Genomic DNA, 26314 nt, shown 5'->3' with positions numbered 1-26314 from the left:
GGAGGTCACGAACCAGCCCCGGACCCTCCGGGGGTTATTATCCTGCCGCCCGGCGCCAGGTAGTGTGCGGTGTCTCTCAAGAGCCACTTTTCGAACTCCGCGATGAGTTGCTCGTCACTGAGGTAGTAATTGTCGGCCTTGAGCAGGCTGAAGGCTCTGATCAAGAGGTTTGCCTCCCGCTCCCTCATCAACGCGGTAGTGCTGTTGAGTTTCTCCCCGCGTTTGGTCAGCCCCGTCCCGTCCTTCCTTCCGTAAGTTGCTTGGAGTCCTTCTGGATCATGCATGAATGGTGCTGCCGGTACCGCGTTCAGCGGTGACATGTAGTTCGTGTTGACCACGACATCCCGCAATGTCCCTCCCGGGAACGCGGCGAGGCGCCAGGACAAGAGGTTGGCCACTGATGCGGGGTGGTGCCGTCCGCCTTCGACGACGCCCATGAGTCGCGCGATGGAGGCCATGCTGGCAAGGGCTTTCGGGTCCCTGTGGAAGAACTCGTCGGTGGGCATCCTGCGCCGCAGAAGCTGCAGGTATGCCTGTTGCATGCGACTTCGGGTGATCCGGGACGTCTCTGTGGCGCTGAGATTCGTATGCCCCATGTTGATCGCCATACGGCCTTGGAGTGCTTCCAGCGTTTCGGCCGCGGCAGGCATCGGATCTGCCCCCTGCTTGCCCGGCTTGGCCGTGTAATGTCCGGTACCCAATCCGCTCCGCACGATATTGTTCCCCGGGTTCGGTCTCCCTCGTTCGGCCACGATTGCCGATCCCTCGGATCGGGAGGCCATGTCGATATTCTCTTCGCCTGCCGGCCGTCCGGTCCGCATGGCGGCGGACTCGACAAGGGGTGCGGCGGCAGGGCGCACCACGGTCTTGGCCGCCTTCGCCTGCATGGCCGCGGAACCATTTTCCTTCCGCACCCGCTGCTTGGCTTCTTCGCGCGATGCTTGGTGTTCGTCCTGAGCTTTGTTGACACGCTCGGCCAGTGGGCCCACGCGTGGATCCTGATGGGCCTTGCCGGCTACTCTCGTGAATATTTCATGCAGTCTGGGCTGATTCTGCTCAACTATCCTCCGGCCCTCCTCCATGCTCCGCAAAGGATCCCGCTCGGGATTCAGGACTGCAGTGATCTTGTCCCGATTTCCTTCAGGCAGCTTGCTGAGGGACGTGAGGCGGTACCAGGTCTTCAAGCCTCCAAGGAGTGCGCGGAGCGGGGCGCCCGCGATACCGCGCCGGACGACCCTTTCGAGCAGCGGGTGAAGCTTGGCGGCGATCTTTTCGAGTCGACTTTGCTTGGACTCCTTGGAGTTCTCCTTCTTCTTCCGGTCCTGTTTCTTCCGTTTCTTCTGTTCGGCGCGGTGCTTCTTGTTCTCGCGCAGGTGATCGGGCTTCTTCTTGAAGAAGTCCCGGGCCTTCTTGGCGCTGTTCTTGAGAGTCTTGCCCAGCTTGGACTTGCGGAGCTTCTTGCCGAGCGCCTTGCCGGCGTTGCGGACCTTCTTGAGGGCGGATTTGACCTTGCCCTTGATCTTCTTGAGGGCGCGGCCCAGAGGCGAGGTGGGTTTGCGGGGCTTGGCGCGCTTCGGGGCCTCGGTCTCCTTCTTCTTTTTGGGCTTCTCCTGCTTTTGCTTGGGCTTCTCTTCTTGGCGCTTGGGCTCGTGCTCCGGCTTCCCGGCGTCCGGCCGCTTCTTCGGGTCCTCGGCGTCGCGCTCGCGCTTGGCGGTGTCTTCCTCGCGGCGGCGGTCGCGATCCTTGTCCGGGGTGCGGCTGTTGGGGCGGTCGTGGGAGGTGGCGGGGCCCTTGGAGCCGGGGCGGGCCGTGGGGTGATGTTCGGTGGACGCACCGGGCCGGGACGGGACCTTGGGCCCCTTCGGCTTGGTGGGGCCGGTGGGTTTGCGGAGGGCCTGGGTGGCCTTGCGGACGGCGCCGCGGGCGCGGTTGACGGCGTTGCCGGCTGCCTTGCGGGCGCCCTTGCCGGTCTTCTTCAGACCCTTCATGATCTTTTGGGCGATGCCCTTGAGGCGGTTGCCGACACCCTTGGCGGCGCGACCGAGGCGAGCCAGGAGGAGGTTGGTGATGAGTTCGAGGAGGGCGACGACGCCGGCGGCCACGGCCTCCGCGAACAGGCAGGCGGCCGGGCCGGCCTTGACGGCCTTGAGGAAGGCGAAGAACTTGCCGAAGGCGGCGAGGATCGCGCTGACGGACTGCCAGGCCGCGATCAGGCCCTGAACGATGGTGAGGATCGCGCCGGCCGCCGGGATGATCATCGAGACGACCTTCTCGATGACGAGCTGGGCGATCATCATCGGAAGGGCGGCGACCACCGCCTCCCAGGCCATCTTGCCGATCTGCTTCAAGGACATGCAGCCCTTGATCAGGACGTTGATGACGGCCTTGCCGAGGCCGAGGATGCCCTCGACCTTGGTGTTGAACCACTGGCTGACGGCGGTCTTGATCGCTCCCCAGAGGTGTTCCTGGATGCCGGTCTTCGCGGCGCTGCCGGCCTTGGCGAGCCACCCGCCGGGGTCCGGGGCGATGTCCGCGACGAGAGCGGCGAACTGACCGAGGGCCTGGATCGCGGCCTCGGCGAACTTGAGGGCGCCGACGATGGCGTCACGGAAGAGCTTGATGGCGGCCTTGAGGCCCGCTTCCAGGACGTTCAGCAGGGCGTTGAGTCCGGCGGCGAGCGCGTCGAGGAGGGTGTTGACGGCCTTCTTGAGGCCCTCGGCGAGCTTGTTGACCGTGGCGATGGCCTTGTCGCGCAGGTCGTTGATGGCCTTGCGGAACTTGTCGCGGAGTTCGGGGAACGCGGCCAGCAGGACGTCGCCGATGGCGATGAGCGCGTCGGCCACCGCGTTGATGGCCTTGACGGCGATGTCGCGGACCGCGTCGATCGCCTTGTTCGCCCAGTCCTTGAAGGTGTCGATGATGCCGTTGATGGCCTTGCGGGCCTCATCGAAGATCTTGGTGACGGCGTCGAGAAGGTCCTTGAAGAAGTCGGCGACGGCGTCGACGATCTTGCCGAAGAGGCTGTCGGAGTCCTTCTTCTTCTCTTCCTTCTTCTTCTTGGCGTCCTTGTCCGCCTGATCGGCCTTGCCGTCGATGTCCTTGTTGTCGTTGTTCTTTCGGCCCTCCACCTCCTTGTCCTTGGCATCGCGTTCCTTGGTGATCTTGTCGTTGCCGTCCTTGTGCTCCTTGTCGGTGTCCTTGTCGGCCTGCCCGATCTTCTTGTCCTGCTCGTCGCGCCAGTTCTGACGCTCCGTCCTGGCCTGATCGGCCACCTGGCCGCGCTGCGCCGTCTGCTGCTCGGTGTTGCGCGCGACCTCGTCGTCGATCTGCTGCTGCTTCTCCTGCTTGGCCTTCTGCTCGCCCTGCTGCTGCTCCTTCTCCTTGGCGGCCACCTGGGTACCGGCCTGGCCGGTGGCGCTCTTGATCTCGCCGCCGCGCTCCTGCTTGGCCACCGCCCCGGCGCCCGGCTTCGCCGCGCCGCCGGCCGCCGCGCCGCCCCCGCCCCTGGCCCGGCCGCCCTGCGCCTTCCCCCGCAGCTCCTCCTGGGGCGCATCGGGGTAGATCTTGTCCTCGCCCAGCGACTTGGACGCGTCCGCCCGTCCGGTGTCCTGGATCTTGCCCTGCTTCTCCTTGAGCTTGGACGCCTGCTTGTCCGTGCGCTGCGGGTCGCTCTCCCCCTCCAGCTTGATCTTGGGAGCCGGGCCGACGGTCTTGTTGTGCAGTTCGGGGTCGGTGGTGGGGACCTGGTCGGCCGCCGCGGCCACGTTCTGGGCGTCCTGCTCCGTCAGCTTGCCGTCCTTCGAGGGCGGCACCTGCGGCGTCGGGACGTTGTCGGTCGGCTTGGCGCCCTCGGCCTTCTCGCTGCCCTTGGCCCGCTGCTTCTCGCCCTGGTCCTCCGGGCCGACCTTCTCCAGCTGCCCCGCCACCGGGGTCTCCGGAGCCTCCTCCTCCGGCTTCCCGTGCAGCGTCTGCGGCGCCCCCGAAGGGCGTTCGCGCTTGGGCGGATTGGCGTCGAGCCGCCGCTGCTCGTCGCCGACCTTCTTGTCCGCCGCACCGTCCAGCCCCGGCAGCGCCTCCTGCGCCTGGTCGGGCGCGAGCTGACCGACGGTGTTCAGCGCGGCCTGGGGATCCTGCGCCGAGACGTCCGGCGGCTTCGCCTTCTTCTCCTCGACGGCCTTCCCGCCGCCGCCCCCGCCGCAGCCACCGCCACCGCCCTCGTCCCTCTCGGCGGCCGGGGCCGGCGGCGCGCACCCGCCGCCGTCCTTCTCCAACGAGGCGTCCGGCTGCGCCTTCGCCCCCTCGGGCGCCGGAGCGCCCATCTTCCCCGGATTGTCGGCCTGCTGGGCCGCCGGACCGACCGCGGCCTGGGCGGCGGACGGCGCCCCTCCGGGACCCGCGGCGGCCGACGGCGCGTTGGCCGGCTCGGTCCCGCCCACCGCCCCACCGGGCGCCGCACCCGGCCCCGCCTCCTTCGGCACCGCGCTCTTCGCATCCGGCGCGTCCCGCTCGCCCCGCACGGGCGCGGCACCCCGGCGCGCGGCGGGGGACGGCCGCCGGTCCTCGACCGGCGTCCGGTCCGTGTGCGCACCGGCCGGCGGGGCCGCGGAGGAGGCCGACGCCGCGGCGGAATCCCCGCCCGCACTCGCCGCGCCGTCCGACGGGACCCCGGCCGGCTTCTGGGCCGCCGCGCCCTCCGGCTGCCCCTGCGCCTCCCGCTTCTCCTCCTGGGCGTCCTGTTCCTTCTTCTCCGTCCGCTCGTCCTGGGCTTCCTTGGCATCCGGCGTCTCCTCGCCGGTGCCGCCCCCCGCGTCACGGTCCGCGTCCTTGTCGTCGGCGTCCTGCTGGGCCTGGCGGGTGCCGTCCTCGTCCTTGTCCTGGGCCTGTTCCGGATCCCGCTTCTCCTCGGCCTCCGGCTCCTGGGCCTGCCGCTCCTCGGCCTCCGGATCCGGGCCGACCTCCTGCTCGACCGGCATCGACGGCTGGAGGTCCTTCTCGGTACGGTCCCCGGCCTCGGCGGCCGGCCCGTGCTCCGGCTGCGGTGCCTCACCCTCGACCGGCCCCAGCTCCGCACCCGGCGGCTTGGTCTCGCCCTCCGGCCCGTCCTCGTGCTCCTCGTCGTCCGCCGCGTTCTCGCGCTCCTGCTGGACCTGCTCGGCCTTGGTGGGCGGGGGAGAGGGGAACGACGGCAGCGCGGCATCGGGGTGCTCGGCGGTCGGTACGGACGAGACGTCCAGGTCGGCGCCCGGGAGGAAGTCCTCCGGCTTCAGCTCCGCCTCACCGGGGCCCGTACCGCCCTTGGCCGCGGCGCCGGCGTCCCCGCTCACGCCGATGTCCTTCTCGGCACCCGTCTCCAGCCCGATCGGCTGCTCCTCCTCGCGCGGCGGGCCGTCCTCCTCGTCCTGCGCGTTCAACCCGTGTTCGGACAGCGCACTGTCCGGCTGGTCGGCCCGTTCGTCGACCTTCTCCGGACGGACCGCTCCGGGCTGTTCCCGCTTCTTCTTCTCCAGCTCCTCCTGCTTCGAGCCGTCCGCCGGCTTCTTCGCGTCGTCCGTGCGCTTGCGCTTGTCGGCGCCGGGCCGGTTCGCCTGCTCCGGGTCGGCCTCCTCGCGCTCCCGCTGCGCCTTGCGCTCCTCCTTGGTGCGCTCGGCGCCGTCCTGGGCCCGGTCGGCCTTGGCGGCATCGGCCCGATCGGCCTCCTGGCGCTCCTGGCCCTGCTGCTCCTCGGCCTGCTGCTGCTCCTGCTCGGCGTCCGCGCCCTCGGCGGCGCGTTCGTCCTCGTGCGCCGTGCGCTCGCCGGCCTCCTGCCGCTCCGCCGCCGCGTCGCGCCGCGCCCGGCTCTGCTCCTCGTCCTCCGTCTCCGCCTGCCCCTTGGCGTCCTTCTTCTCCTCGTGGGCGTCCTCGGCCCGCTGCTTCCGGGCACGTTCGGCGCCCTTGGCATGCTGTTCCCGGGCCGTCCGTTCGTCGTGTACCTGCTCGACGGCGTCGGGCACCGGCTCGGGCGTCGGCGACGGCTGGAACCCGACCGGCAGGACCTCGGACTCCGCCGCCAGGTCCAGCAGCCGGTCGAAGTCGGAGCTGAGCAGCCGCACCTCCAGCCGGTCCAGCACCGATTCCTGCAACTCCGGTGCCAGCCGGGCGAGTTCCAGGCGCACCCGCCCCGACCGGTCCTCCGGATCCCCCCGCAGCGACCGCAGCACCCCGCCCGCCAGCCGGTCCACCAGGGTTGCCGGGTCGAGGAGTTCCGGGCGGCGGCGGTCGGCGTCGACGGTGGCGTAGCGGAGCCAGCCGGGGGTGGCGTGGCCGGGCTCGACCGCGGGCGCCGTGCCGTCCCCGCGGGTGGCGCCGAGCATCGCGGCGCGCACGGACTCCTGGGCCGCGGACTCCGCCTCCCGTTCGGCCGCCTCCTGGGGGAGGCTGACCGCGCCCAGGTCACGGCCGGCCCGCAGGGCGCCCAGGCCGTGCGGGTTCTGGACGGTGTGCAGCAGCTCGTGGGCGAGGAGGCGCCGGCCGTCGGCGGTGCCCGGGCGGTAGGTGCCCTCGCGGAAGAAGACGTCCTGGCCGACGGCGAAGGCGTCGGCGCCCATCAGCTCGGCGAGCTGCCCCGCGTCGCGGCCGGTGTGCAGGCGGACCTGGCTGAAGTCGTGGCCGAGCTGTTCCTCAAGATCGCGGCGGACGCTCAGGTCGAGGGGCTGCCCGGCGCCGCTGACGATGTTCTTCGGCTCGGGGGCCGCGGACCTGGCGGAGCGCTCCTTGCGCTTGCGGCGCCTGTCGTCACGGTCCGACCGGGCGTTCGGAGCAGCGGACCGGGTCGCGTTGCTCATCGTGCCTCCCCCCGCCCCGCCAGGCCCGCGTGCACCGCGCGGGCCAGCGCCTCGCCCAGCCGTACGGGATGGGTGGTGGCGGGCAGCGGCGGCAGACCGCCCACCCCGTCGAAAGCGACGCCCGCGCCGTCGGCATCCGCGGCCAGCGGGACGCCCCGCTCCCGCACCAGGCGGGTCAACTCGGCCTGGAACGCGGCCGACACCCGGTCCGGGTCGACGGCGCGGGCGTCGAAGCCGTCCAGCACCAGTTCGCCGATGTCGATGCGGAAGGTGCCGATGGGCGAGGCGGGGGAGGCGGGAGAAGAGGACGGTGCGGGTGTGGTGGGGCGCGGGGCGGTGGCCCGCACCGTCTCGTGGCCGACCTCGTGCGTCAGACCCATCCGTGGACCTCCGACGGTGTCAGAGAGCGCTCCAGCTTCAGGTACTCGGTGCGGGCCGCGGCCAGCATGTGCCGCATCTGAAGGCGGTCGCCCTCCTCCGCGGCGAGGAAGGCGCCGGAGAGGGCGATGTTGCGGATCGAGCCGCCGGCGACCGTGAGCTGGGCCAGCAGGGACGGATCGATGCCCTTGGCCGGGGCCTGCGCGGGCAGCACCCGGCGCCAGATCTCGGCCCGCTCCCGTTCGGTGGGGAAGGGGAAGTCGACGACGAAGCGGATGCGGCGCAGGAAGGCCGAGTCCAGGGCCTTCTTCATGTTGGTGGTGAGGACGGCCAGACCCCGGTACGCCTCCATGCGCATCAGCAGATAGCTGACCTCCAGGTTCGCGTAGCGGTCATGGCTGTCCTTGACCTCGCTGCGCTTGCCGAACAGCGCGTCCGCCTCGTCGAAGAGGAGCAGCGCCCCGCCGCGTTCGGCGGCGTCGAAGACCCGGCTGAGGTTCTTCTCGGTCTCGCCGATGTACTTGCTGACGACCTGGGAGAGGTCGATCAGGAAGAGATCCAGGCCCAGTTCCCCGGCCATGACCTCGGCGGCCAGCGTCTTGCCGGTACCGGAGCCGCCGGCGAAGAGGGCGGTGACGCCGAGGCCGTTGCGCAGCGCCTTCGCGAAGCCCCAGTCCTGGTAGACGGTGGCGCGCTGCCGCACATGCGCGACGATCTCCTGGAGGATGCGCGACTGCCGGTCGGCGAGGACCAGATCGTCCCAGCCGGCCCGCGGCTCGATGCGGCGCCCCAGCTCGTCCAGCCCCATCCGGGCCTCGGTGAGACCGGCCCGCCAGGCGAGTTGGGCGGCGTCCAGCCCGTCGGAGTCCGGCAGGTCGCGCCGTACGGAGGCGGCGGCGGAACGGACGACGTGCGGCGGCAGCTGGAACTGGGCGACGAGGGAGGTGAGATGGCGCTCGGTGATCTCGGGAACGCCGGTGAACGCGTCCGTCCACAGGCCCAGTTGCTCCTCGTCGGAGAGCTTGGGGACGGTGACGCGTGCGCCGCGCGGATGGCCGGTCCGCCGCGGTTCCTGACCGGAGACGACCAGCGGGACGGCGGCGCCCGCGATGAAGGCGTCCGCCGCGGCGTGCTGCTCGCGGTCCAGCTCGCCGACCTCCACCAGCAGCGCGGCCGGCAGCAAGATCGCCTCCCGCTGCCAGAGCCGGGAGAGCCGGTCCCGTTCGGCGGGGTCGGCCGGGATGTCCTCGGCGGCCATCGCGTACAGGCCGAGCCCGCTGCGGCGGGCCGCGGCCGCCGCGATGTCGGCGCGGCTGCGCAGCTCGCCGCCGACCAGTTCGACGCGCAACGGCGCGTCCGGCCCGGCGCCCGTCCACCCGGCCGCCACCCGGCGGGCCGCCGTCTCGTACGCGGGCGGCAGGGTCTGCGGCGCGACGGTGCGGCGCAGTTGGCCGTGCAGCCGGGCGTCCAGGTACGGGGCGCCGGCGAGGAAGTGCAGGATCCGCTCGTCCAGGCGCAGCCGGCTGGTGGTCAGCCGGGTCTCGTCCGCCGGCTCGACCAGCCGCCAGCGGCGCAACGGGGCGACCGGCGTCAGCGCGCTCCAGTGGGGTGCGTCGAGCGCGGCCAGGGCGAGCGAGAAGGTGGGGTGCGGGCGCTCCGGATCGCCGCAGGCGGCGGCGCAGCGGGCACCGGTGGTCGGGTCCAGCTCGGCGGCCGCCGCGAGCAGCACGATCTCCCGCTCGAAGGCGGTCAGCCCGAAGCAGGCGGTGAGGGCGTCCAGGGCCCGGGGGGAGGGCGCGGCGGCCGGCCGGCCGGTGTCCGTGCGCGGGCCGTTCCCGTTCGCGGTCTCTTCCCTGTCGCCGTTCCCGCTCTTACGGGTGCGCGCGGCATGCGCGTCCAGGCGGGCGAGCACGGCGCGGACGGCGGCGGCCAGCGCCGCGCCCTCCGCCTCGTCGTCCGCCGCCTCCGGGCCCGTCCCGCCGCTGCCCGCCATGTCCTTCTCCGCCCCCGTCCCCCGCACCGCGCCTCAGCCCTCCCCGCCGTCGTCGGTACGGCTCGGGTCCGCGGTACGGCCCGTGCCGGCGGAACGGCCGGCGCCGGTGGCGCGGTCCGCCTCCCCCGGCTCGCCGCCGACCGCCTTGCGGGCCCGGCCACGGGCACGGCCACCCGATCGCCCGCCGCCCGAACTCTCCTTACCCGCAGCGGACTTGCGGGGCGCGGCCCGCCCGCCCGTCGCCTTCTTCGCGGCTTTCTTCGGGATCTCCTTCGGGATCTCCTCGACGGGTTCCGCAACGGGTTCCGTAGCGGCGTCCTCGGCCGGCGCGGAAGGCACCGGACCCGAAACCGCCGCCCCGGAAGGCCCGGGCCCGGCCCCCGCATCCGCCGCCGGCCCAGGCGGCGCGTCCGCCAACGGCGCCTCCAAAGGCACCTTCGGCACCACCGTCACCTCCGGCTGCCGCACCGGACGGGCCGGTGCCGGCTTCTGATGGCCGTCCAGCAGCACCAGCGACGCCTGATAGCTCACCGACAGCGCATAGGGCGTGTTGTTGAGCATGCCCCAGAGCTTCGAGGTCTCGTCGACGTCCATCTGGGTCGGTGTGAAGCGGACCTTCTGCGGCGACTCGGCCAGATCGCTCCCGGCCAGATAGGGGCGTTCGCTCGCCTCCGCGATCAACTCCCGGGGCAGCACCGGGATCTCGTGCAGCGTCCGCACCACGCTCCCGATCAGCCGCTGGCCGACCAGCTCCTGCTCCTCCCCGTACGCGCTGATCAGGAAGTGCAGGTCGATCGCCGCGGCGGGGCGCTTGAGCAGTGTGCCGTCGGAGGCGCGGGTGACCAGGTCGCTGTTGCGCATCGAGGGGTTGTGGGAGACCTGGTAGAGGAAGACGGTGATCGTCGGGTCGGTCGGCGGATCGGACGGCGGTTTGCGGGTCTCCACCGAGACGGCCATGTCGATCTCGGGGTGCAGATTGTGCTCGATCAGCAGCGCAAGGGCCTGGGTGACCGTCGCGAGGGCGAGTGCGTTGCTCACTGGGACCGTCCCCCTGAAGTCCGTTGCCGGGAAGCCAGATAGTCCGCGAGGTTCATCGCGGGCGCGCGCCGTTCCGGGCGCGGCGGGCGGCCGCCCGCGGCGGGGCCTTCGGCGCCGGCCGCGCTGACCTCCAGCCGGCCGATCTGTACGTGCACCACCCGCTCGGCGGGGCCGCGCGATCCGCGCCGGCCGGCCGCTGCCGCGGTGCGGGGCGGTGCGGGGGCGCGGGGTGCCGCCGGGGCGTCGGCGCGCGGCCGCAGCGCACCGGACGACGGTGCCGGCCCGGCCCCGCCCGCGTCCCACGGCGCCGCCTCCCGGCTCCCTGCCGGCCCTTCCGCACCGCTCGCCCGCCCCCGCGGCCGTACGCCCTCGCCGCCCGCGGCCCGGGCCCCGGGCACGGCAGTCGCCGCGGGACGGAGCAGCGGTGCGGGGCCCGGCCTCCGGCCGGCCGGCCCGCGCCCGGCCTCCGGTGCCGCCTCGGTGCGGATCACCGTCTCCCGTTCGTGCCGCGTGCGCAGCTCCGTGCGGTGTTCGCCGCGCGGCGGCTGCCCGGCGAACGGAGCCGGGGCGGGCCGGCCGGGCGCCCGCGGGGACGGCAGCCCGTCGTCGGCCACGTCGCCGCCGGCCGGGCCGCCCAGCGCCTCCACCCGCTCGAACGGGCCGGGCAGCCGCGGCCGGACCAGCGTCCGCCGGCCCGGCCCCTCGGCGCCCCCGGGCGGGCCGAAGGGATCGGCGGGCGGCGCGGGGGCGTACCGGGCCAGCAGCCGGCCGAGGTAGTCGCCGGACGCGGCAGGCGTCCGCTCGGGCATCTCAGGCATCCGCGCACAGCTCCAGGTAGTAGCGGCGCCGCAGCGGGCTGAGCGCCAGGATCTCGGGCTCGCTCCAGCCGTAGGCCGAGGCGAGCAGATGGACGTCCAGGAGCAGGTCCCGGGCCCAGGCGTCCAGTTCGGTCCACAGGTACGCGGCGATGTCCAGCTCCGCGGCGGTGGGCGCGCCGCACTCCGCGCAGGCGACCTGAAGCGTCAACTCCGCGCCCGGGTCAGCCTCCTCGGCGGCCTCGGCGAAGCGCTTGAGCACCGGTTCGGGCAGGTGGGCGAGGTCCTTGGCGGTGGCCGGGCGGCCGGCCCGGTGGGCGGCGAGGGCGCACCGGGCTGCGAGCAGCCGACCGGCGTGCCGCGCGTCCGCCGGCCGGGCGGCGGCCACCGCGGCCAGGTCGGCGGGCCCGGGAAGCCGGAACCGTACGCTCCACCCGCCCTCCGCCACCCGCAGCCCGCCCTCCGGCGTCCCCGGCCGGGCTGCCGCCAGCTCCCCGGCGTCCAGCTCGAATTCCAGCGCCGTGCCGCAGCCGTCCGCCGCGCAGTCCAGCGTGACCTCCATCCGGTCGCCGAACAGCTCCCGGCGCAGCGCGAAGAGGTCGGCCGCCCGCTCCCCGAGCGGCGCCGACAGCAGTGCGTCGGCCGGCTCGCCGGGGCGGGCCGCCCGGTGCAGCAACAGGGCCCGGCCGGCGCCCTGCTCGGCCAGCCCGGCCTCCCAGGTGGCCAGCAGTTCCGCCGGCCCGGTGACCGCCATCCGTTACCTCGTCACCACCTCGTCGCCGCCCGCTCAGGCCGGGTGGGTGAACGAGGGCTCCTGGGGCTCGGGGACCTCGTAGTCGCGCTCCCAGCCCTCGCATTCGAGCTTCAGGCTCTGGATGGCCACCGCGTTGGCGTTGGCGTCCATCTCGCCCAGGACCTGGTACTCGCTCGGCCAGGACCGGTAGATCTTGTGCGAGACGGCGACCTGGCCGGCCTCGTTGAGGACCTGGATGACGATGTCCTTGCGGAAGTCGGCGAGCGACACCTCCGAGCCCAGGCCCGCGCCGACCTGCCAGACCTTGTTGGCCCAGCGGTCGAACTCCGGGTCGTGGGTGACCCCGCGCTCCAGGGTGATGCCCTCGAACTCCGAGCGGCCCGGAGACTTGCGCGGGGAGCTGGGGTCGCCGCCGTTGCGGTGCTTGACGACCTCGGTGGTGCGCTTGAGCGGACTGATCTTGCTGACCCCCGCGACCGTGCGGCCGTCCCACAGCACCAGGAACTTGAAGTTCTTGTACGGGTCGAAGCGATGGGCGTTGATCTTGAACTCAGCCATCGGATTCCTTCAGGTCGGATTCCTGTACATCGGCGTCGTGGGGCGCACGGGGGCCGGCCCGCCGGCCAAACCCGGCGCCTCGCGCCCTAGAGGTCGGACTGCCCGGCCAGCTGCTGGATCTTGACGATCACGAACTCGGCCGGCTTGACGGGCGCGATGCCGACGACGACGTTCACGATCCCGTTCTCGATGTCCGCCTCGGTCGTGGTGTCCTTGTCGCACTTGACGAAGTACGCCTGCCGCGGGGTGCCGCCCTTGAAGGCGCCCTTCTCGAAGAGGGAGTGCAGATACGCCGAGGCATTGAGCCGGATCTGCTGCCACAGCTGCTCGTTGTTGGGCTCGAAGACCACCCACTGCAGACCGCGCAGCAGACTCTCCTCGACGTGCAGGGCCAGCCGCCGCACCGGAACGTACTTCCACTCGCTGTCCAGCGCGTCCGAGCCCTCCAGCGTGCGGGCACCCCACACCAGCGGGCCGGCCATCGGGAAGGTCCGCAGGCAGTTGATGCCGAGCGGGTTGAGCAGGCCCGTCTCGCGGTCGGTCAGCTTGACGGTCAGCCCGTGCACACCGGCGAGCCGCGCCTCGGTGCCCGCCGGCGCCTTCCACACCCCGCGCTCGCCGTCGGTACGGGCGATCACACCGGCCAGCGCACCGGACGGCGGGAAGGAGCGCAGCCGGCCGGTGAGCGGGTCGGTGAGCTGCAGGTGCGGGAAGTACAGGGCGGCGTGGTTGCCGCGCACCGCGTCGAACGCGCCGATCCCGGCCCGCGCGGCATCCACGCTGCCCCAGGCGGCGGGCGCGTCGACCAGCAGGAACATCCGCCGCTCCCGGCACAGCCGCTGGGCCGCCGAGATCACCGTGAGCATGTCGTCGGTGGACTCGTACGACGCCAGCTCGGGCAGTGCGAGCAGATTGACGTCGGGCAGGTCGCGCAGTGCCTGGAGGCCGCTCTTGCGGGCCTCGCTGCCGATCAGGTCGCGCGGGCCGGGCGGGGCACCGTCCGCGCCGCCGCACAGCGCGAAGACCGGCGGGTTGACCGACGCCTCCAGGCCGAGGTCGTTGGCGCACTCGCCGACGAAGCGGACCACGTCGCAGGGATCGGTGGAGCCGGCCACGACCTGGATGCGGCGCCCGAAGGGCGTCACCCGGGTGCCGGCGAACGCGTGCCTGCCGGGGGCGTCCGGCAGCGACCGCAGCTTGTGCTCCAGCAGCAGCGCCAGCTCGGTGACGTCGCACGGCGGCTCGCCGTCGCAGTCCGCGTCGTAGAGCGTGAACTCCCGCTCCACCTCGCCGATCTTCACCGTCAGCTCGACGGCGAGATCGGGAAGCTGATGGTGGAACGGCTTGGATACGGTGCCGGACGGGTCCGGGCGCTCCTCGCCCACCGCGACCACCCGGATCAGCGCCGAGCCGGAGTTGACGGCCGTCTCCACGAACCGTCCGCTGCCGGGGTCCATGGACAGGCCGGTGAAGGACTCCCGGGCCGTGCCGTGCGCGTCGAGGACCTGGAGGTTGAAGGTCTCCTCGGGGCACGGGGTCTCGTGGTCCACCACCACCCGCAGGCCGTCGCCCCAGACGCCGGGTTCCTTGGCGTGCACCTCCAGGACCGGGCACTCGCTGCGGCCCTCGGTGGACTCCAGGGTCACGTGGGCCTCCTCACCGCTGCCGGCCTCGGCGACCCGGACGATCACCGCGATGGCGCCGCCGTTGCCGAAGAACTGGTGGACCGCGTGGGAGACCGGGCTGCGGGAGGTCAGACCGCCGAAGCGGCGCTCGAAATCGGCGAAGCTGGTGATCCGGACCGGCTGATTGAGCGGCCCGCGCCGGGTGTGGCCGACGAAGGCGGTCACGGACGTCGTCACGGTGGTGATGCTGCGGATGCTGCTGGGAAGCTCTTCGACATAGACGCCGGGATAGGTCGTTTGTGTCGGCATTCCCCCTCCAATCCCTTCAGGCACCGAGTGTGAGGACACCAAGAAATCGAGAAAGGGGGAGGGACGGCGGGTGCGGAAGATTCCACGACCGCGCCCCGCATCGATCGTGGTCGCGCATCCCCCAACTACCCATCAAGTTCCCCCGTCTGCATCCGGTGCGAAGGCGACCCGTGATCCGTGGCCCGACCTGCACGGGACCAGACCCGAGGCGCACGGCCCGGACCTGTGACTCCTGATGCGTAAGTGCTAACGCAGTGTCTTTCAAGGGCAGTTGAGGGGGCAAGAACCTTTCAGGTCAGCGCCTGCGAAGGTCCTGTGCGAGCACGTTGCGCTTCCTTCCCCAACGATTCCCCAATTCACCGCAACCGGAACTGGGAGGGTCGGATCCGGTGGGGCGCGCCGTGGCGTCGGGCGTCGGCGAGTGGATCGTGCGGGACGAGGCGGACCTGGAGGCCGGGGCGGCTGTCCGCTGATGCGAGGGTCAACGCTCGGGTGCCTGCCTCGCGACCGACGTACGAGCGCGAGCTTCCCGGCATGGCGAGGGAGGCGTCTCCGCACGACGGCAACCCACAAGCGCCCTGACGGGGTCTTCTGCTGGACGAGTACCGACCCGCGGGCGTTCAAACTCGCGGAAGCGGTGAAGAACACCAGCGCAACGTCGCGGCGCGTGATCAGTCACAACGGCACCCCCGACACACCGGATCGGCAGGACGACGAACCGGGTCCGGCACCATCACGTGCCGGACCCGGCGGCGTCAGCCATTCATGGCCGCCCAGAACTCCTCGAAGGACATCTTGCGGTCGCCGTCGGTGTCGAGCGAGTCGATCAGCTCCTGAGCCTGCGCCTCGGTGATCTCCGAGCCCTCCAGCTCCGCTATGACCTTCCGGTACTCCTCCGCGGTGACCTGGCCGTCCCCGTCGATGTCGTAGCGCGCGAAGACCTTCCGCGCCGCCGTCTCCACGATGTCTGCCATGTGTTCTGCCCTTCTGTGATCTTTACCGACGGGCCCAGGTTATCCGCCGGCCAATCCGGTGCGTCGCCGGCTGCGGGAGGGCCATCTGGCAGCGTCGGTGGAGAAGCAACAGGCCTGACGGACCGTAGGGGTTCGCATCGGACGCGAAGCCTTTGTGTCCGATACGGACAGGACCCGGCTGCCGAGGCGAGGGACGGCCGGTCGGCACGGCCGGGACCGCGCCCCAGGCCGCGGGTGTCAGACCAGGCCCCCCGCTTGTCATCCGTACCTCAGCCTCGACGGACCCCCGCTGATACGCCCTACTCCGGTGCCTGGAAGCCGCCGATGCTCTGTTCGAGCAGTTCGGCCAGCCTCAGTGGGGTGCGGTCCTCGAACATCGGGCCGATGAGTTGCACTCCCACCGGCAGGCCGTCCGGGGACAGGCCCGTTGGTATGGCGGTGGCGGGCAGGCCGGGCATGGTGGCCAGGCCGGCCCAGACGAGCTGGTCGAAGAACGGGTACTCGACGCCTTCGATGTCGATCCGGCGGGCCAGCAGGTCGGGGTTGTGGTCGTGCGAGAACGCGGGAGTCGGCGTGATCGGGCACACCACGGCGTCGAACTCGGCGAAGAGCTGCCGCCAGCCGTGACGGTGGAGCTCGCGGCGGTCGTCCGCCTTGATCCAGTCGCGGTGGCTCAGCACCATCCCGCGCAGCCGCGCCGCGTCGAGACTCACGTCGTCCGCGCTCAGCCCGGCGGCTCGGTCCCGAAGCTGCTCGTACGCTTCGACGGGAAAACGCGCCACGGAGCCCGAGAACATCAACTGCGTGTAGAGCGTCGCGGCTTCGGCCAGGTCGGGCAGGAGCGGAGTGTGCCGTGCGACGTGGGCGCCGCCGTCGGAGAGTGCGTCGGCCACCCGGTTCACGCCGGCCCGCACGGCGGATCCGGTCGGGAGGTACGGATGCTCGTCGAGGACCAGGACCCGGAAGTCGCTCAACCGCTGATGGCGTGCGGGCGGCAGCGTCAGCTCGTGCGCCACGCCGCGCGTCAGCGGGTCCGGACCGGCCATGACGTCGAGCAGGAGCGTGAGGTCGCGGGGGGTGCGCGCCATCGGGCCGACGACGGCGAGGTCGAGATCGACCGGCAGCGCCGGCGTGGCCGGCGGCACCATGCCGCGATTCGCCACCAGCCCGAGCGTCGGCTTGTGCGCGTAGACACCGCAGAAATGCGCGGGGGTGCGCAGCGAACCGCCGATGTCGGAGCCGATGGACAACGGGCCGAATCCAGCCGCCAGCGCCGCCGCCGATCCGCCGGACGATCCGCCCGAGGTGCGGGCGTGATCCCACGGGTTGTTGGTGGTGCCGTAGATGTCGTTGAAGCTCTGCAGATCCTGCAGTCCCAGGGGCACATTGGTCTTGCCGAGCACCACCGCGCCGGCGGCCTTGAGCCGCGACACCTGTACCGCGTCCTCGGCCGGCACGTAGTCCCGGTGCTGCGGCATGCCCCAGGTCGTGGGCAGCCCGGCGATGTTGTACGACTCCTTGACCGTCACCGGGATGCCGAGCAGCGGCCGGTCCTCGCCGCGGGCACGCGCACGGTCGGCATCGCGCGCGGCGGCCCGTGCACGGTCGAAATCCGGCACGCAGATCGCGTTGATCGCCTTGTCGTCCCGCTCGATACGGGCGATTGCCTCGTCGGTCAGCTCCACCGAGGTCACTTCACCGGCACGCAGGGCGGCCGCGAGATTTTCTGCGCTCTGAAAGTTCCACTCCATGAATCCGACCGTACTGACCTCTTGGAGAGGTCATAAAACGCCAATTTGGGCAATGGGATTGATGGATCGAGTCGTCATGTCGGTCTCTGTCGGTGGAGAGAGCTCCCGGCCGTCAGTCATGTCGATGCGCGGTGGGATCCCGCAGAACTCGTCATCGTCGTCGAGTGGTTCGACTGCCCCGCCGATCGCGGACCCGGCCGGGTGGGGGAGGCGGGCCCCGCCGTCAGCGAAACGTCCCCGGCTCGGGGCACGGCTCCTGCCAGGTGACCCGCCGAGTGGCCCGACCCGTCGCCGAACCCCTATTTCCTCAGCTCACCCCGTGATCGGCTCGCATCCCTGAGTACATTTCAGCTCGTCCCCAAGTCCCCTGAAAGGACTGTTCATGAGTCGATTCCTGATGCGACGCGCGCTGGTCGCGTGCACCGCGGCGGGCGCGCTGTGTGCCTCGTCCACAGCCGCCGCCCCGGCAGCTCAGGCCGCCGCCCTCCCCGTCGGCATCAACGCGCCCTACCTGTATCTCGGTTGGGGGCACCCCCAGAACCCCGTCGGCATCATGAAGGCCACGGGCATCAAGCAGTTCACCCTGTCGTTCATCACCTCCGGTGGCACGTGCAACCCGAAGTGGGACGGCTCGCGGCCCCTGCGGGGAGGGGCGGAGGAGAAGGCCATCAAGAACATCCGCGCGGCAGGCGGCGATGTCGTCGCCTCCTTCGGCGGATGGAGCGGCAACAAGCTCGGCATCTCCTGCACCACGCCCACCGCGCTGGCCCGCGCCTACCAGAAGGTGATCAGCGCCTACCGGCTCAAGGCGATCGACGTCAACATCGAGCACACGGAGGACGACAAGCCCGTCGTCCGCCAGCGCATCGTCGACGCGCTGAAGAAGGTCAAGGCGGCCAACCCCTCGCTGAAGGTCTACATCACCTTCAGCGGCCGGTCCGACGGGCCCGTCCACACCATCCGTGACCTCATCAAGCGGGCCGGCGCGGCACACCTTCCGGTGACCGGATGGAACGTCATGGCCTTCAACTTCGACACCCCGCACACCATGGGCACCACCACCATGAAGTCCGCCGACGGCGTGAAGAACGCCGTCGCCGCCGCGTACGGGGTGAAGTCCGCCACCGCCTACCGGCACATCGGCATCTCCACGATGAACGGCAAGACGGACATGAAGGGGCAGAAGATCAGCGTCCGCAACTTCCGTACGATGCTCCGCTACGCCCAGCGGCACCACCTCGCCCGCTTCACCTTCTGGTCGGTCAACCGCGACCGCTCCTGCACCCGCGGCCTCGACGCGGACTCGTGCAGCGGGGTCAAGCAGGCACAGTACGACTACACCAAGGTGGTGGCGCGCTACCACGGCTGACCGGCAGAGGCCTGCCCGGACGCCGACCGCGGGGCCCGGCCGGCCCGGGAACGCTCCGTCATCGGCAGGCCCGGAACCCGGTTCCGGGCCTGCCGTGTTCCGGACAGCTGCTTCTGATCCCGGTGATCACGGCCGCGGCCGGGCCTCCAGGTGCCTTCTCCGTGTGCCTACTCGGCGTCCCCCGAGAGCGCCCCGTGCAGGAAGACCTCCACCAGCTCCTGCGGGGTCAGGTCGGGCTCGTCCTCCGTGCGCGGCTGGGTGAAGAGCAGCCCGAAGAAGAGGGCCGCGATCTGCTCCGGCGGGCGGCGCAGGGTGGCCCTCTCGGGCTCCAGCAGCTCCGCGAGGGCGGTGCGGATACGGGCCGTCGACTCGTTGCGGCCCGCGCCGCGGACCGTGCCGGGGTGCTTGCCGCCGCGGTGCCCGAGCGAACCGGCGATCGCGCCCATCCTGGACATGTGCGCCTGCAGCGCCTCGGCGGCCTCCGCGAGCCGGTCGGGCAGCGGCTGGGATACGTCGATCGCGTCGAGTTCGCGGATCGCGTGCTCGGGGGAGAGCGCCTCGGCCATGCAGGCCTGCAGCAGCTCGTCCTTGTCGGCGAAGACCCGGAAGATCGTGCCCTCGCCGATGCCCGCGGCGCGGGCGATCTTCGCGGTCGTCACCGCGGCGCCGTACTCGGTGATCAGCGGGATCGCGGTCTGGATGATCATCCCGCGGCGCTGCTCCGGCGACATGCCGGGGGCGCGGCGGCGGGTAGTGGCGGTCTGGTTCTCCTGAGATGCCGTCATGTCTGCGAGAGTACGGAGTGAGTGCTCACTCCGTCAATGAGTGAGCACTCACTCCGCTCGCCTTCTTCGTGCTCGGTGACCTCATCGGGTGAGTGCGGGGTGAGGGTGCCCGCCGCGGACGCCGGCCACCTGCCGGTGAGCGCGGCAGACGGTCACCGACCATGGGCCACTCGATCCGGCTCAGGAATCGAGCACGGCGGCGACGGCTTCGATCTCCACGAGTTGGCCGTCGTAGCCGAGCACGGTGACGCCCATCAAGGTGCTGGGCACGTCGTGGTCGCCGAACGCGGCCCGGACCACCTTCCACGCCGTCACCAGGTCCTCCTGCCGGTGGGAGGCGACGAGGACGCGGGTGCTGATGACGTCGTGGAGCGAGGCGCCGGAGTCCGCCAGAGCGGTCCGCATGTTCTCCACGGCCTTGGCCGCCTGCCCCGCGACGTCTCCGATCGCCGCAGTGGAGCCGTCCGCGTTCAGCGGACATGCTCCGGCCAGGAAGATCAGCCGCGATTCGGCCGGGGCCGTGGCGGCGTAGGCGTACTCGGCGACGTCGGACAGGGAGGCGGAACGAATCAGCGTGACAGCGCGCGGCACGGGCTTCCTCTCGCGGCAGATCCAGGACGCTCACGACCTTCTCAAAGACCGGCCCCGCGTTCGACGCAATTTCCTGTTCGCCGTCTCCCGCGATGGGACACCGTCCGTCGGCCGCCGGCTCGCTCTGCACCGCATGCCCGTCAGCACCCAGGTGCAGGCCGGTCCCGGTACCCCGATCCCACGCATCACGCCATCGGAGAGGGGCGGCCTAGTACCGCAACGTCCCCGCGATTCCGCCCACCTCGGCGAGCACGCCGTCGGGTACGAACCGCACTTCCGCGCCGGTGTCCAGCGACCGTTCCACGATCGTGTCCACGATGTCGTCGACGGAGTCCGGGGCGCCGGGCTCGGCCGGCATGAGGTGATCGCCGGTGTCCCGCACGGTCTCCCGGTAGTTCTCCTCCACCGCCAGCAGCGCGACCCGGCCCACCTCGGCGTTCTGCCGGATCTCGTCCACGCCGGCGGCGAACGCCCGGCGGCCGCGCGCGCGGTCCAGTTCGGCCAGCACCTCGGCGACTTCGGCATCCGCGCGCTTCTCGGCGTACGGGCGGATCGCCTGCCACAGGGCGTCCGGCGGGCCGCCGGCCAGCCCGGTGTGGGGCACCTGCGTCACCGCGTTCTTGGCGTTGGTGCCGCCCCGCACGACCGTCCCGGCCTCCTCGAACAGCGAGAGCGCCGCCGTCTCGCCGACCACGTACAGGGGCCGGGGGGCGGCTCTGACGACGGCCGCGAGCGCGGTGTCCGCGTCCCGCAGGAACTTGCGGGTGTGCTCGTCACGGAAGGTGCTGGGCACGTCGCCCACCTGGAGCTGATCCTCGGGATCGGGGTCCACCAGGCTGCGGGTCAGCGGGAATCCGCCGCGGTGCACCTCGGCGACGCGGTCGGCCACGCCGCTCCACAGGCTGACGCGGTCGGCGGAGAGCGCCAGTACCCAGTACGGGTGCTCGGCGGCCTGCGCGGCGACGAGGTTGCGGGTGAGGAAGGTGTCCGAGAGCACCACCCGGGCCGGGACCGTGCGGCCCAGCGACCACACCTGGTGTTCTCCCGGCGCCGCGAAGACGACCAGGCCGTCCTCGGCGTGCGTCAGGTCGATCTCCGACGCCGCCAGGTCCAGCTGTTCGATGACATCGATCCGGCGCTGCCGGGAGACGTCCGGATCGTCCTGGAGCCGCTCCTTGGCCTCCGCCAGCATGTTCCGCAGCAGGACCGGGTCCTGTGTGCTGTCCGGCTCACGGCGGTGCGTGGGCATCAGGACCGACACGGCCGGATAGGGCCGCTGCCGGCGGAGCTCGGCGAGGTCGGCGGAAGTGAGGGCAGCATGCATCGGAAGCCTTCTTTCGGCGCGGGGATTCACGAAGCCGAAGCGGGACCGCGGAGGGGACGGAACAGTTGCGAACGGGATACGAGGGGCGTCCAACGGGATCCGCCCCGGGCCCACCGCCCGACCACACTACGAACGATATGCCCGATTCCCCGGTCGGGCAGCAGGTGCGCGGACCGCCCCGTGGCACCCCGCCGCCGTGGGCTGCCGACCGGACGACGGTACGGCTCCGGAAGCGGCCTCGCGCCATGCGTGGTGTCATCGGAGGGGAGGCCGCCCGCGCGTCCGTCCCGGGCGTCCGCCCTGCGCGCCTGTCCCGAGCGCCCGTCTCGAGCACCGCCCCGCGCGTCGCACGGAGACCATGCGACGAACACCCCAAGAGCACGCCGCCAAACGCTCCGTAGTGTCTCGCTCCGTAGCGTCTCTACGGCGCCGGGCCCTGCGACGGGGGCCCGGGCGGCACGCGGGATCTGCGAATCGGACGGGCCCCAGGTGGTTCGGGGCGTCAGCCCTTGCTGAGTGCGTCGGTGAAGGCGAACGGTGACTGGGAGATGCCGCTGCACACCGGTGAGGCCGCGCTCTTCCCGGCCGAGCCGCACGCCTGGTCGCGGCTGACGGACCAGTGGGACATCCGGCCGACCCCGTTGCTCTTCGCCCAGCTCGCCACCGAGGCGGCATCGGCCAGGCTGAAGGTGGAGCCGTCGTCGTTCACGCCGATCATCGGGGTGATGCCGAGGTTGGCGTAGGTGTAGCCGGAGTCCACGGACTGCATCTGCGCCAAGGTGGCCTTGCCGGCGCTGATCGCCGCCGCGCCCATGTCGGTGCCGGTGCCCTGTCCGTAGTCCATCGTCATGATGTTGACGTTGTCCAGCTTCACGCCGGCTGTCTTGGCGGCCTTCAGCACGTTGACGCCGTCGGCGGTCAGGCCGGTGGGCAGCACCGGCAGGGTCACCGAGGCGATCAGCCCGGAGTTCTTCGCCTTGAGGTTCTTGATCGAAGTCATCTGCCGGGCGACGCCCGCGGTGTCGGCGACGGCCGCGCCTTCGATGTCGAAGTCCAGGGAGGTGGTGCCGTAGGCGTCGATCTCCTTCTGGTAGCCGGCGTCGATCTTGCTCTGGTCGGTACAGGTGAAGGCCAGCGGCTCACCGCTTGCTCCGCCGGAGGAAATGATCACGTCGGCGCCCTCGGCCTTGGCTTTGGCGATCTTCGGATCGGTGTACGGGTCGTTGCCGACGGGGAGCGTGTCGCCCCAGATGTTGTCGCAACCGGCGCCGATGGTGAGGCGGCGGTGTAGGTCTTCACCCCGTGGTCGGTGATGGCGGTGTCGAGCATGTCTGCGGCGGAGTTGCTCATGTCCACGTACGGGGCGAATTCTCCCGCCGCGTTGAGGTGGGCGGCCGCGTGGATCGCCTGCGGATTCGCGGTACTCGCGTCGGCGGCGGTGATTCCGGCGGCGGACAAGGCTCCGGCGGCTGCCGTGGCCAGGGCTAAACGGATCGGCTTCCTCATCAGTGTCCGGTCCTTCCGGGAAGGAAGAGGGAAGAGTGTGACCGTGCACTGGCAATGAATGGACTAGACCAAAGGTGACGTCAAGGGGTCGGTAGATCCAACTCCCCTTTCTTTGAAGCCACTTGGGGAATTCTGGGGAACGGATTGACGTTCGGCGGCGCCGTATCGCCCATATCGAACCGTTGGCGCCCGCGTACGCGTCGGCGTCGGCGTCGGTGTGGGCATGGGCATGAGTGTGGGCGTGGGCGTCGGCTTCGGCTTTGGTGTCGGTGCCGGGGTGGGAGCACCGCTGCGAGGGCTGTTGCGGAGGCGTCGTGACGCGCGCCTGTGGGTGATCCGCACGATCTCGGGCACCCTGCTGCTGATCCGTCAGCCCGCCTCCGACCGAGCCGAAGGAGCCGTGATGCGGAAGACCCCTGCGACCACGATCGACCTGTTCTCCGACGACGCCCTGGCCGACCCCTACCCGCTCTACCAGCAGCTTCGTGACACCGGGCCCGCCGTCCACCTCGAACGCGAGGAGCGCTGGGCCATCTCCCGGCACGCGGACGTCCGCACCGTGCTGACCACCCCGAAGCTCTTCGCCTCCGGCGACGCGGTCGCCCTGACCGACCACGCCAACGAGCACATGCTGTCCGGCACCGTGCTGGGCACGGACGGCGCCGAACACCGCCGTCTGCGCGCCCCGTTCACCGCGCAGCTGAGCCACCGGGCCCTGGCCGCCGCCGCCCCGCGGATCGAGTCCCGGGCCGCGCAGCTCACCGACAGCTACGTCGCACGCGGATCCTTCGACGGCGCCGAGCTCGTCACGGCGTTCGGCACCGAGGTGGTCCTGGACCTCATGGGCCTGCCCGACGGCGCCCGCCGCCTGCTCACCGAGGACCCTCCGGCGATCTTCAACGCCTTCGGCCCCTCAGGACCCCGCCACGCGGACGGGCTCTCCCGGAACGCCGCGATGTACGCCGAGCTGGCCGAGATCGTCCGCCCCGGCACCGTCCGCCCCGGCTCGTTCCTGTCCGGCCTGTTCGCAAACGCCGACAGCGGCCGGATCTCGCCCGGCGACATCGTTCCGCTCGCCCACGGCTATGCCACCGCCGGCGTCCACACCACGCTGCTGGCCCTGACCACCACCCTGCACCTGCTGTCCGAGCACCCCGACCAGTGGGAGCACCTGCGCGCCGAACGCGCCACCGCGGACCAGGCGTTCGCCGAGGCGCTGCGGCTGGAGGCCCCGGTCCAGGCGTTCGGTCGGCGGGTGATCGCCGACACCGCCCTCGGCGCCACGCAGCTGCGCGCGGGCGACAAGCTGTGGGTCCTCTACGGCAGCGCCGGCCGCGACCGGCGCCACTGGGGCCCCAGCGGTGACGAGTTCCGCATCCGGCGCACGGGCCACGGCGGCAGCCACCTGGCGTTCGGCGCCGGCGCCCACACCTGTGCCGGCCTCCACCTGGCCCATCTGCAGGCCCGCGCCTTGATCAACGCCCTCGTCGCCCGCTGCCGCCTCATCCGCCCCCATGGGACCCCCGTACGCATGCTCAACAACCTGCTCCGCGGCTTCAGCCACCTTCCCCTCACCGTCGAACCCGCCTGACCCACCGGACACCGCCCATACGCCCTTGACCAGCGCATACGCTGAAGGTGAGCTGACGCCCGTCTCACCCCTGGAGCGACCGATGGCTGACCACATGGACCAGAATTCACCGCCGGGTCTCACGGATCGGAACTCACGGCGGGGTCTTACGGATCGGAACTCACGGAGGGTTCTGAGGGAGGAAGCCGCACGGTCCGTCCCGACCGATGTCGTCGGCATGAGCCCGGTGTTCACCGACCCGCTGTGGCGGATACCCGTCCGCCTGAACCCCGTCGAAGTGGAGCTGCTCCGTACCGAGCCGCTGCGGCGTCTGCACTTCGTCGCGCACGCCGGGGCCTCGGCGATCAGTACCCTGCAGTCGTACTCCAGGCTGGAGCACACCCTCGGTGTGCTGGCGCTGGTCGCGCACTTCCGTCCGCAGGACGCACTTCTGCGGGTCGCCGCGCTGTTGCACGACATCGGCCATCTGCCGTTGAGCCACACCGTCGAAGGCATCGGCGGCCTCGACCACCACGCCATCGGCTCGCGGCTGCTGCGGACCGAGCCGATCCGCGCCGTGCTGGAGGGGCACGGGATCGACGCCGAGGAGGTCGCCGCCGTACTCGACGGGCAGCCCCTCTCGCCGCTCACCGGCCGCTCGGGTCTGCTGAACCTCGACCATCTCGACTCCTACGTACGCAGCGGACGCGCCGCCGGGAGTCTCGACGCCGATCCGGCCGTCATGCTCGCCCGCCTCGGTCTTGCGGACTCGGCGGTGTCGACCGACCGGGAGACCGCGGCCTCACTGGTCGCCCTGGTCTGCGCGGAAGCGCGGCTCCACACCTCGTGGGACAACGTGGGGCCGGTCTCGGTGGTCCGGCGTCTGGCGAGTCAGCTCCTCGACCACACGACGCTCACCGCGGACCGGCTCGCCCGGATGACCGATCACCAGCTCTGGTCCGCCTTCGACGCGTGCGCCGCCACCCGTGCGGAGAGCGCGATGATCCGGTACGAGCCGCACCGGCTGCAGGTCACGGTGGGACCTGCAACCGGCGAGGACCGCTCCGGCTGGGACTTCTCCCTGCGCAAGATCTACGGCTCCGCACCGCTGGTGGAGGGCGAGCGCATCGAGGTGTCCGCCCCCGGACCGGCCGCAGAACTGAACGCCCTGAGGCTGCTGCCCACCACCTTCCACGTCCGGTGGAACTGACCTCCGCACCGGGCGGGAGCGGTCACGCGTGCGCGCCAACCGCACCGCACTCGCCCGCACCGCCTTCGAGCACCAACTCGACACCCTGCGCGCCCTGCAGGCCGCGACCCGCTGACCACGGCGTGCAGGTCATCGACCAGCCGGGCGCCGAGGGCTGACCACGGGGAACCGAGGGCGTTGGCCAGTCCCTCCGCGGCTCTCAGACGGGGGAGTCGGAGGCGACGACGTCCCAGGTGCCGAAGGCGGTCAGGCCGACCGATGCGGCGAGTGCCACGGAGGCGTGGTTGCCGAGTTGGCAGCGGTACTGCGGTTCGTGGCCGTGTGCGAGGGCGTGCCGGGAGAGAGCGCGTACGACATGACGGCCGTGGCCCTGCCCGCGGAAGGCGGGCCGCGTCAGGACGCCGATGTCGGCGACGGGTGCACCGTTCCAGGGGTATGCGCTTCCCGCGCAGACGAGCCGGTCGCCCTCGAACGCGCCGAAGACGGCCCAGTGGTCCAGTTCGACGTAGGAATCCTCCAGGTCCTGTTCCGTGGCGGCGGACTGAAAGGCGGCGAAGGCCGCGGCATCGTCCGAGGTGAGACGGCGGACCGAGCCGGCATCCGGCTCGCCCAGCAGCGTCTCGCGCACTGCGTGGGTGAAGGAGAAGAGGTGATCGGCGCCGTGCAGGGTGATGCCGGATGCCGCCACCTTCCGGCGGAATTCCGCTTCGTCGAGGTCCTGCCCGGCGGCGAGGCCCATCGTCGCGCGCACCGCGGGGGTGATGAGGACGTGCGTCCGTCCGTCGGTGGTCGTCAGCACCGTGAGGCGCTCGTTCTCGGGCAGATCGGGGCTGACGGTGACCGTGACGGTGCCGTCGCCGCAGAGCCGCTCTCCCTTGGTGTGAGGGGAGAGCCAGAGGTCGGTGAACGCAGAGGGGAACAAGGGGAGACGCCTGCTTTCTGG

19 protein-coding genes are annotated in these 26314 nt (G+C 71.5%); 3 read left to right on the top strand and 16 right to left on the bottom strand.

Annotated elements, in window-relative coordinates; all coding sequences use genetic code 11:
- Nucleotides 1-5: 5 nt before the first annotated feature.
- The 10 genes from ABT345_RS08915 to ABT345_RS08870 form a co-directional block, all read right to left on the bottom strand.
- On the bottom strand, nucleotides 6-6821 hold the full coding sequence (locus tag ABT345_RS08915) for an eCIS core domain-containing protein (protein WP_345087632.1): 6816 nt from the start codon (nucleotides 6819-6821) through the stop codon (nucleotides 6-8).
- On the bottom strand, nucleotides 6818-7201 hold the full coding sequence (locus tag ABT345_RS08910; RefSeq protein ID WP_345087630.1) for a hypothetical protein: 384 nt from the start codon (nucleotides 7199-7201) through the stop codon (nucleotides 6818-6820). Before ABT345_RS08910 ends, ABT345_RS08915 begins: the two co-directional genes overlap by 4 nt.
- A complete protein-coding gene (locus ABT345_RS08905; protein WP_345087628.1) occupies nucleotides 7192-9192 on the bottom strand; it encodes an ATP-binding protein in 2001 nt (666 codons plus the stop codon). Before ABT345_RS08905 ends, ABT345_RS08910 begins: the two co-directional genes overlap by 10 nt.
- Nucleotides 9193-9225: 33 nt before the next feature.
- Complete coding sequence (locus ABT345_RS08900) at nucleotides 9226-10230, bottom strand: Pvc16 family protein (protein WP_345087626.1); 1005 nt, start codon at nucleotides 10228-10230, stop codon at nucleotides 9226-9228.
- The gene (locus ABT345_RS08895; RefSeq protein ID WP_345087624.1) at nucleotides 10227-11048 is read right to left on the bottom strand and encodes a hypothetical protein; all 822 of its coding nucleotides are present in this window, start codon (nucleotides 11046-11048) and stop codon (nucleotides 10227-10229) included. The genes ABT345_RS08900 and ABT345_RS08895 overlap by 4 nt, the downstream gene beginning before the upstream one ends.
- The gene (locus tag ABT345_RS08890; protein ID WP_345087622.1) at nucleotides 11041-11799 is read right to left on the bottom strand and encodes a hypothetical protein; all 759 of its coding nucleotides are present in this window, start codon (nucleotides 11797-11799) and stop codon (nucleotides 11041-11043) included. The genes ABT345_RS08895 and ABT345_RS08890 overlap by 8 nt, the downstream gene beginning before the upstream one ends.
- Nucleotides 11800-11832: 33 nt before the next feature.
- Nucleotides 11833-12357 (bottom strand): phage tail protein, encoded by a 525-nt coding sequence (locus tag ABT345_RS08885; protein WP_030279463.1) that lies wholly within the window; start codon nucleotides 12355-12357, stop codon nucleotides 11833-11835.
- Nucleotides 12358-12443: 86 nt separating this feature from the next.
- Entirely contained in the window at nucleotides 12444-14291 is a 1848-nt protein-coding gene (locus ABT345_RS08880; protein WP_345087616.1) for a phage tail sheath family protein, read from the bottom strand.
- Between the two features lie 755 nt (nucleotides 14292-15046).
- Nucleotides 15047-15265 carry an EF-hand domain-containing protein gene (locus ABT345_RS08875; protein ID WP_345087614.1) on the bottom strand — a complete coding sequence of 73 codons (219 nt, stop codon included), beginning with the start codon at nucleotides 15263-15265 and terminating at the stop codon, nucleotides 15047-15049.
- A gap of 299 nt (nucleotides 15266-15564) precedes the next feature.
- The gene (locus ABT345_RS08870; RefSeq protein ID WP_345087611.1) at nucleotides 15565-17016 is read right to left on the bottom strand and encodes an amidase; all 1452 of its coding nucleotides are present in this window, start codon (nucleotides 17014-17016) and stop codon (nucleotides 15565-15567) included.
- A gap of 382 nt (nucleotides 17017-17398) precedes the next feature.
- Here ABT345_RS08870 and ABT345_RS08865 point away from each other — a divergent pair, with 382 nt between their 5' ends.
- Nucleotides 17399-18385 carry a chitinase gene (locus tag ABT345_RS08865; RefSeq protein ID WP_345087609.1) on the top strand — a complete coding sequence of 329 codons (987 nt, stop codon included), beginning with the start codon at nucleotides 17399-17401 and terminating at the stop codon, nucleotides 18383-18385.
- A gap of 167 nt (nucleotides 18386-18552) precedes the next feature.
- Here the strand turns inward: ABT345_RS08865 and ABT345_RS08860 are convergent, their stop codons facing one another.
- From ABT345_RS08860 to ABT345_RS08840, 5 genes are all read right to left on the bottom strand, one after another.
- Nucleotides 18553-19170, bottom strand: a complete 618-nt coding sequence (locus tag ABT345_RS08860) for a TetR/AcrR family transcriptional regulator (RefSeq protein ID WP_345087607.1) — start codon at nucleotides 19168-19170, stop codon at nucleotides 18553-18555.
- A 180-nt stretch (nucleotides 19171-19350) separates the two neighbouring features.
- Nucleotides 19351-19761: a RidA family protein gene (locus ABT345_RS08855; protein ID WP_345087605.1), complete on the bottom strand. Its 411-nt coding sequence runs from the start codon at nucleotides 19759-19761 to the stop codon at nucleotides 19351-19353.
- A 208-nt stretch (nucleotides 19762-19969) separates the two neighbouring features.
- The gene (locus ABT345_RS08850) at nucleotides 19970-21085 is read right to left on the bottom strand and encodes a baeRF3 domain-containing protein (protein ID WP_345087602.1); all 1116 of its coding nucleotides are present in this window, start codon (nucleotides 21083-21085) and stop codon (nucleotides 19970-19972) included.
- Nucleotides 21086-21587: 502 nt separating this feature from the next.
- The gene (locus ABT345_RS08845) at nucleotides 21588-22256 is read right to left on the bottom strand and encodes a glycoside hydrolase family 18 protein (protein WP_345087600.1); all 669 of its coding nucleotides are present in this window, start codon (nucleotides 22254-22256) and stop codon (nucleotides 21588-21590) included.
- Nucleotides 22253-22591, bottom strand: a complete 339-nt coding sequence (locus ABT345_RS08840; RefSeq protein WP_345087598.1) for a hypothetical protein — start codon at nucleotides 22589-22591, stop codon at nucleotides 22253-22255. Before ABT345_RS08840 ends, ABT345_RS08845 begins: the two co-directional genes overlap by 4 nt.
- A 403-nt stretch (nucleotides 22592-22994) precedes the next feature.
- On the opposite strand from ABT345_RS08840, the gene ABT345_RS08835 reads away from it, so the two are divergent.
- Nucleotides 22995-24182, top strand: a complete 1188-nt coding sequence (locus tag ABT345_RS08835) for a cytochrome P450 (protein WP_345087596.1) — start codon at nucleotides 22995-22997, stop codon at nucleotides 24180-24182.
- A gap of 217 nt (nucleotides 24183-24399) precedes the next feature.
- On the top strand, nucleotides 24400-25371 hold the full coding sequence (locus ABT345_RS08830; RefSeq protein ID WP_345087594.1) for an HD domain-containing protein: 972 nt from the start codon (nucleotides 24400-24402) through the stop codon (nucleotides 25369-25371).
- Between the two features lie 199 nt (nucleotides 25372-25570).
- Here ABT345_RS08830 and ABT345_RS08825 read toward each other — a convergent pair whose 3' ends face one another.
- On the bottom strand, nucleotides 25571-26293 hold the full coding sequence (locus tag ABT345_RS08825; RefSeq protein ID WP_345087592.1) for a GNAT family N-acetyltransferase: 723 nt from the start codon (nucleotides 26291-26293) through the stop codon (nucleotides 25571-25573).
- Nucleotides 26294-26314: the final 21 nt, after the last annotated feature.

Source organism: Streptomyces sp. NPDC000404, from assembly GCF_040300365.1.
Taxonomy (GTDB): Bacteria; Actinomycetota; Actinomycetes; order Streptomycetales; family Streptomycetaceae; genus Streptomyces; species Streptomyces ramulosus.
Note: the sequence above shows the minus strand (reverse complement) of the source record. Positions and strands in the feature narration are given on the sequence as shown.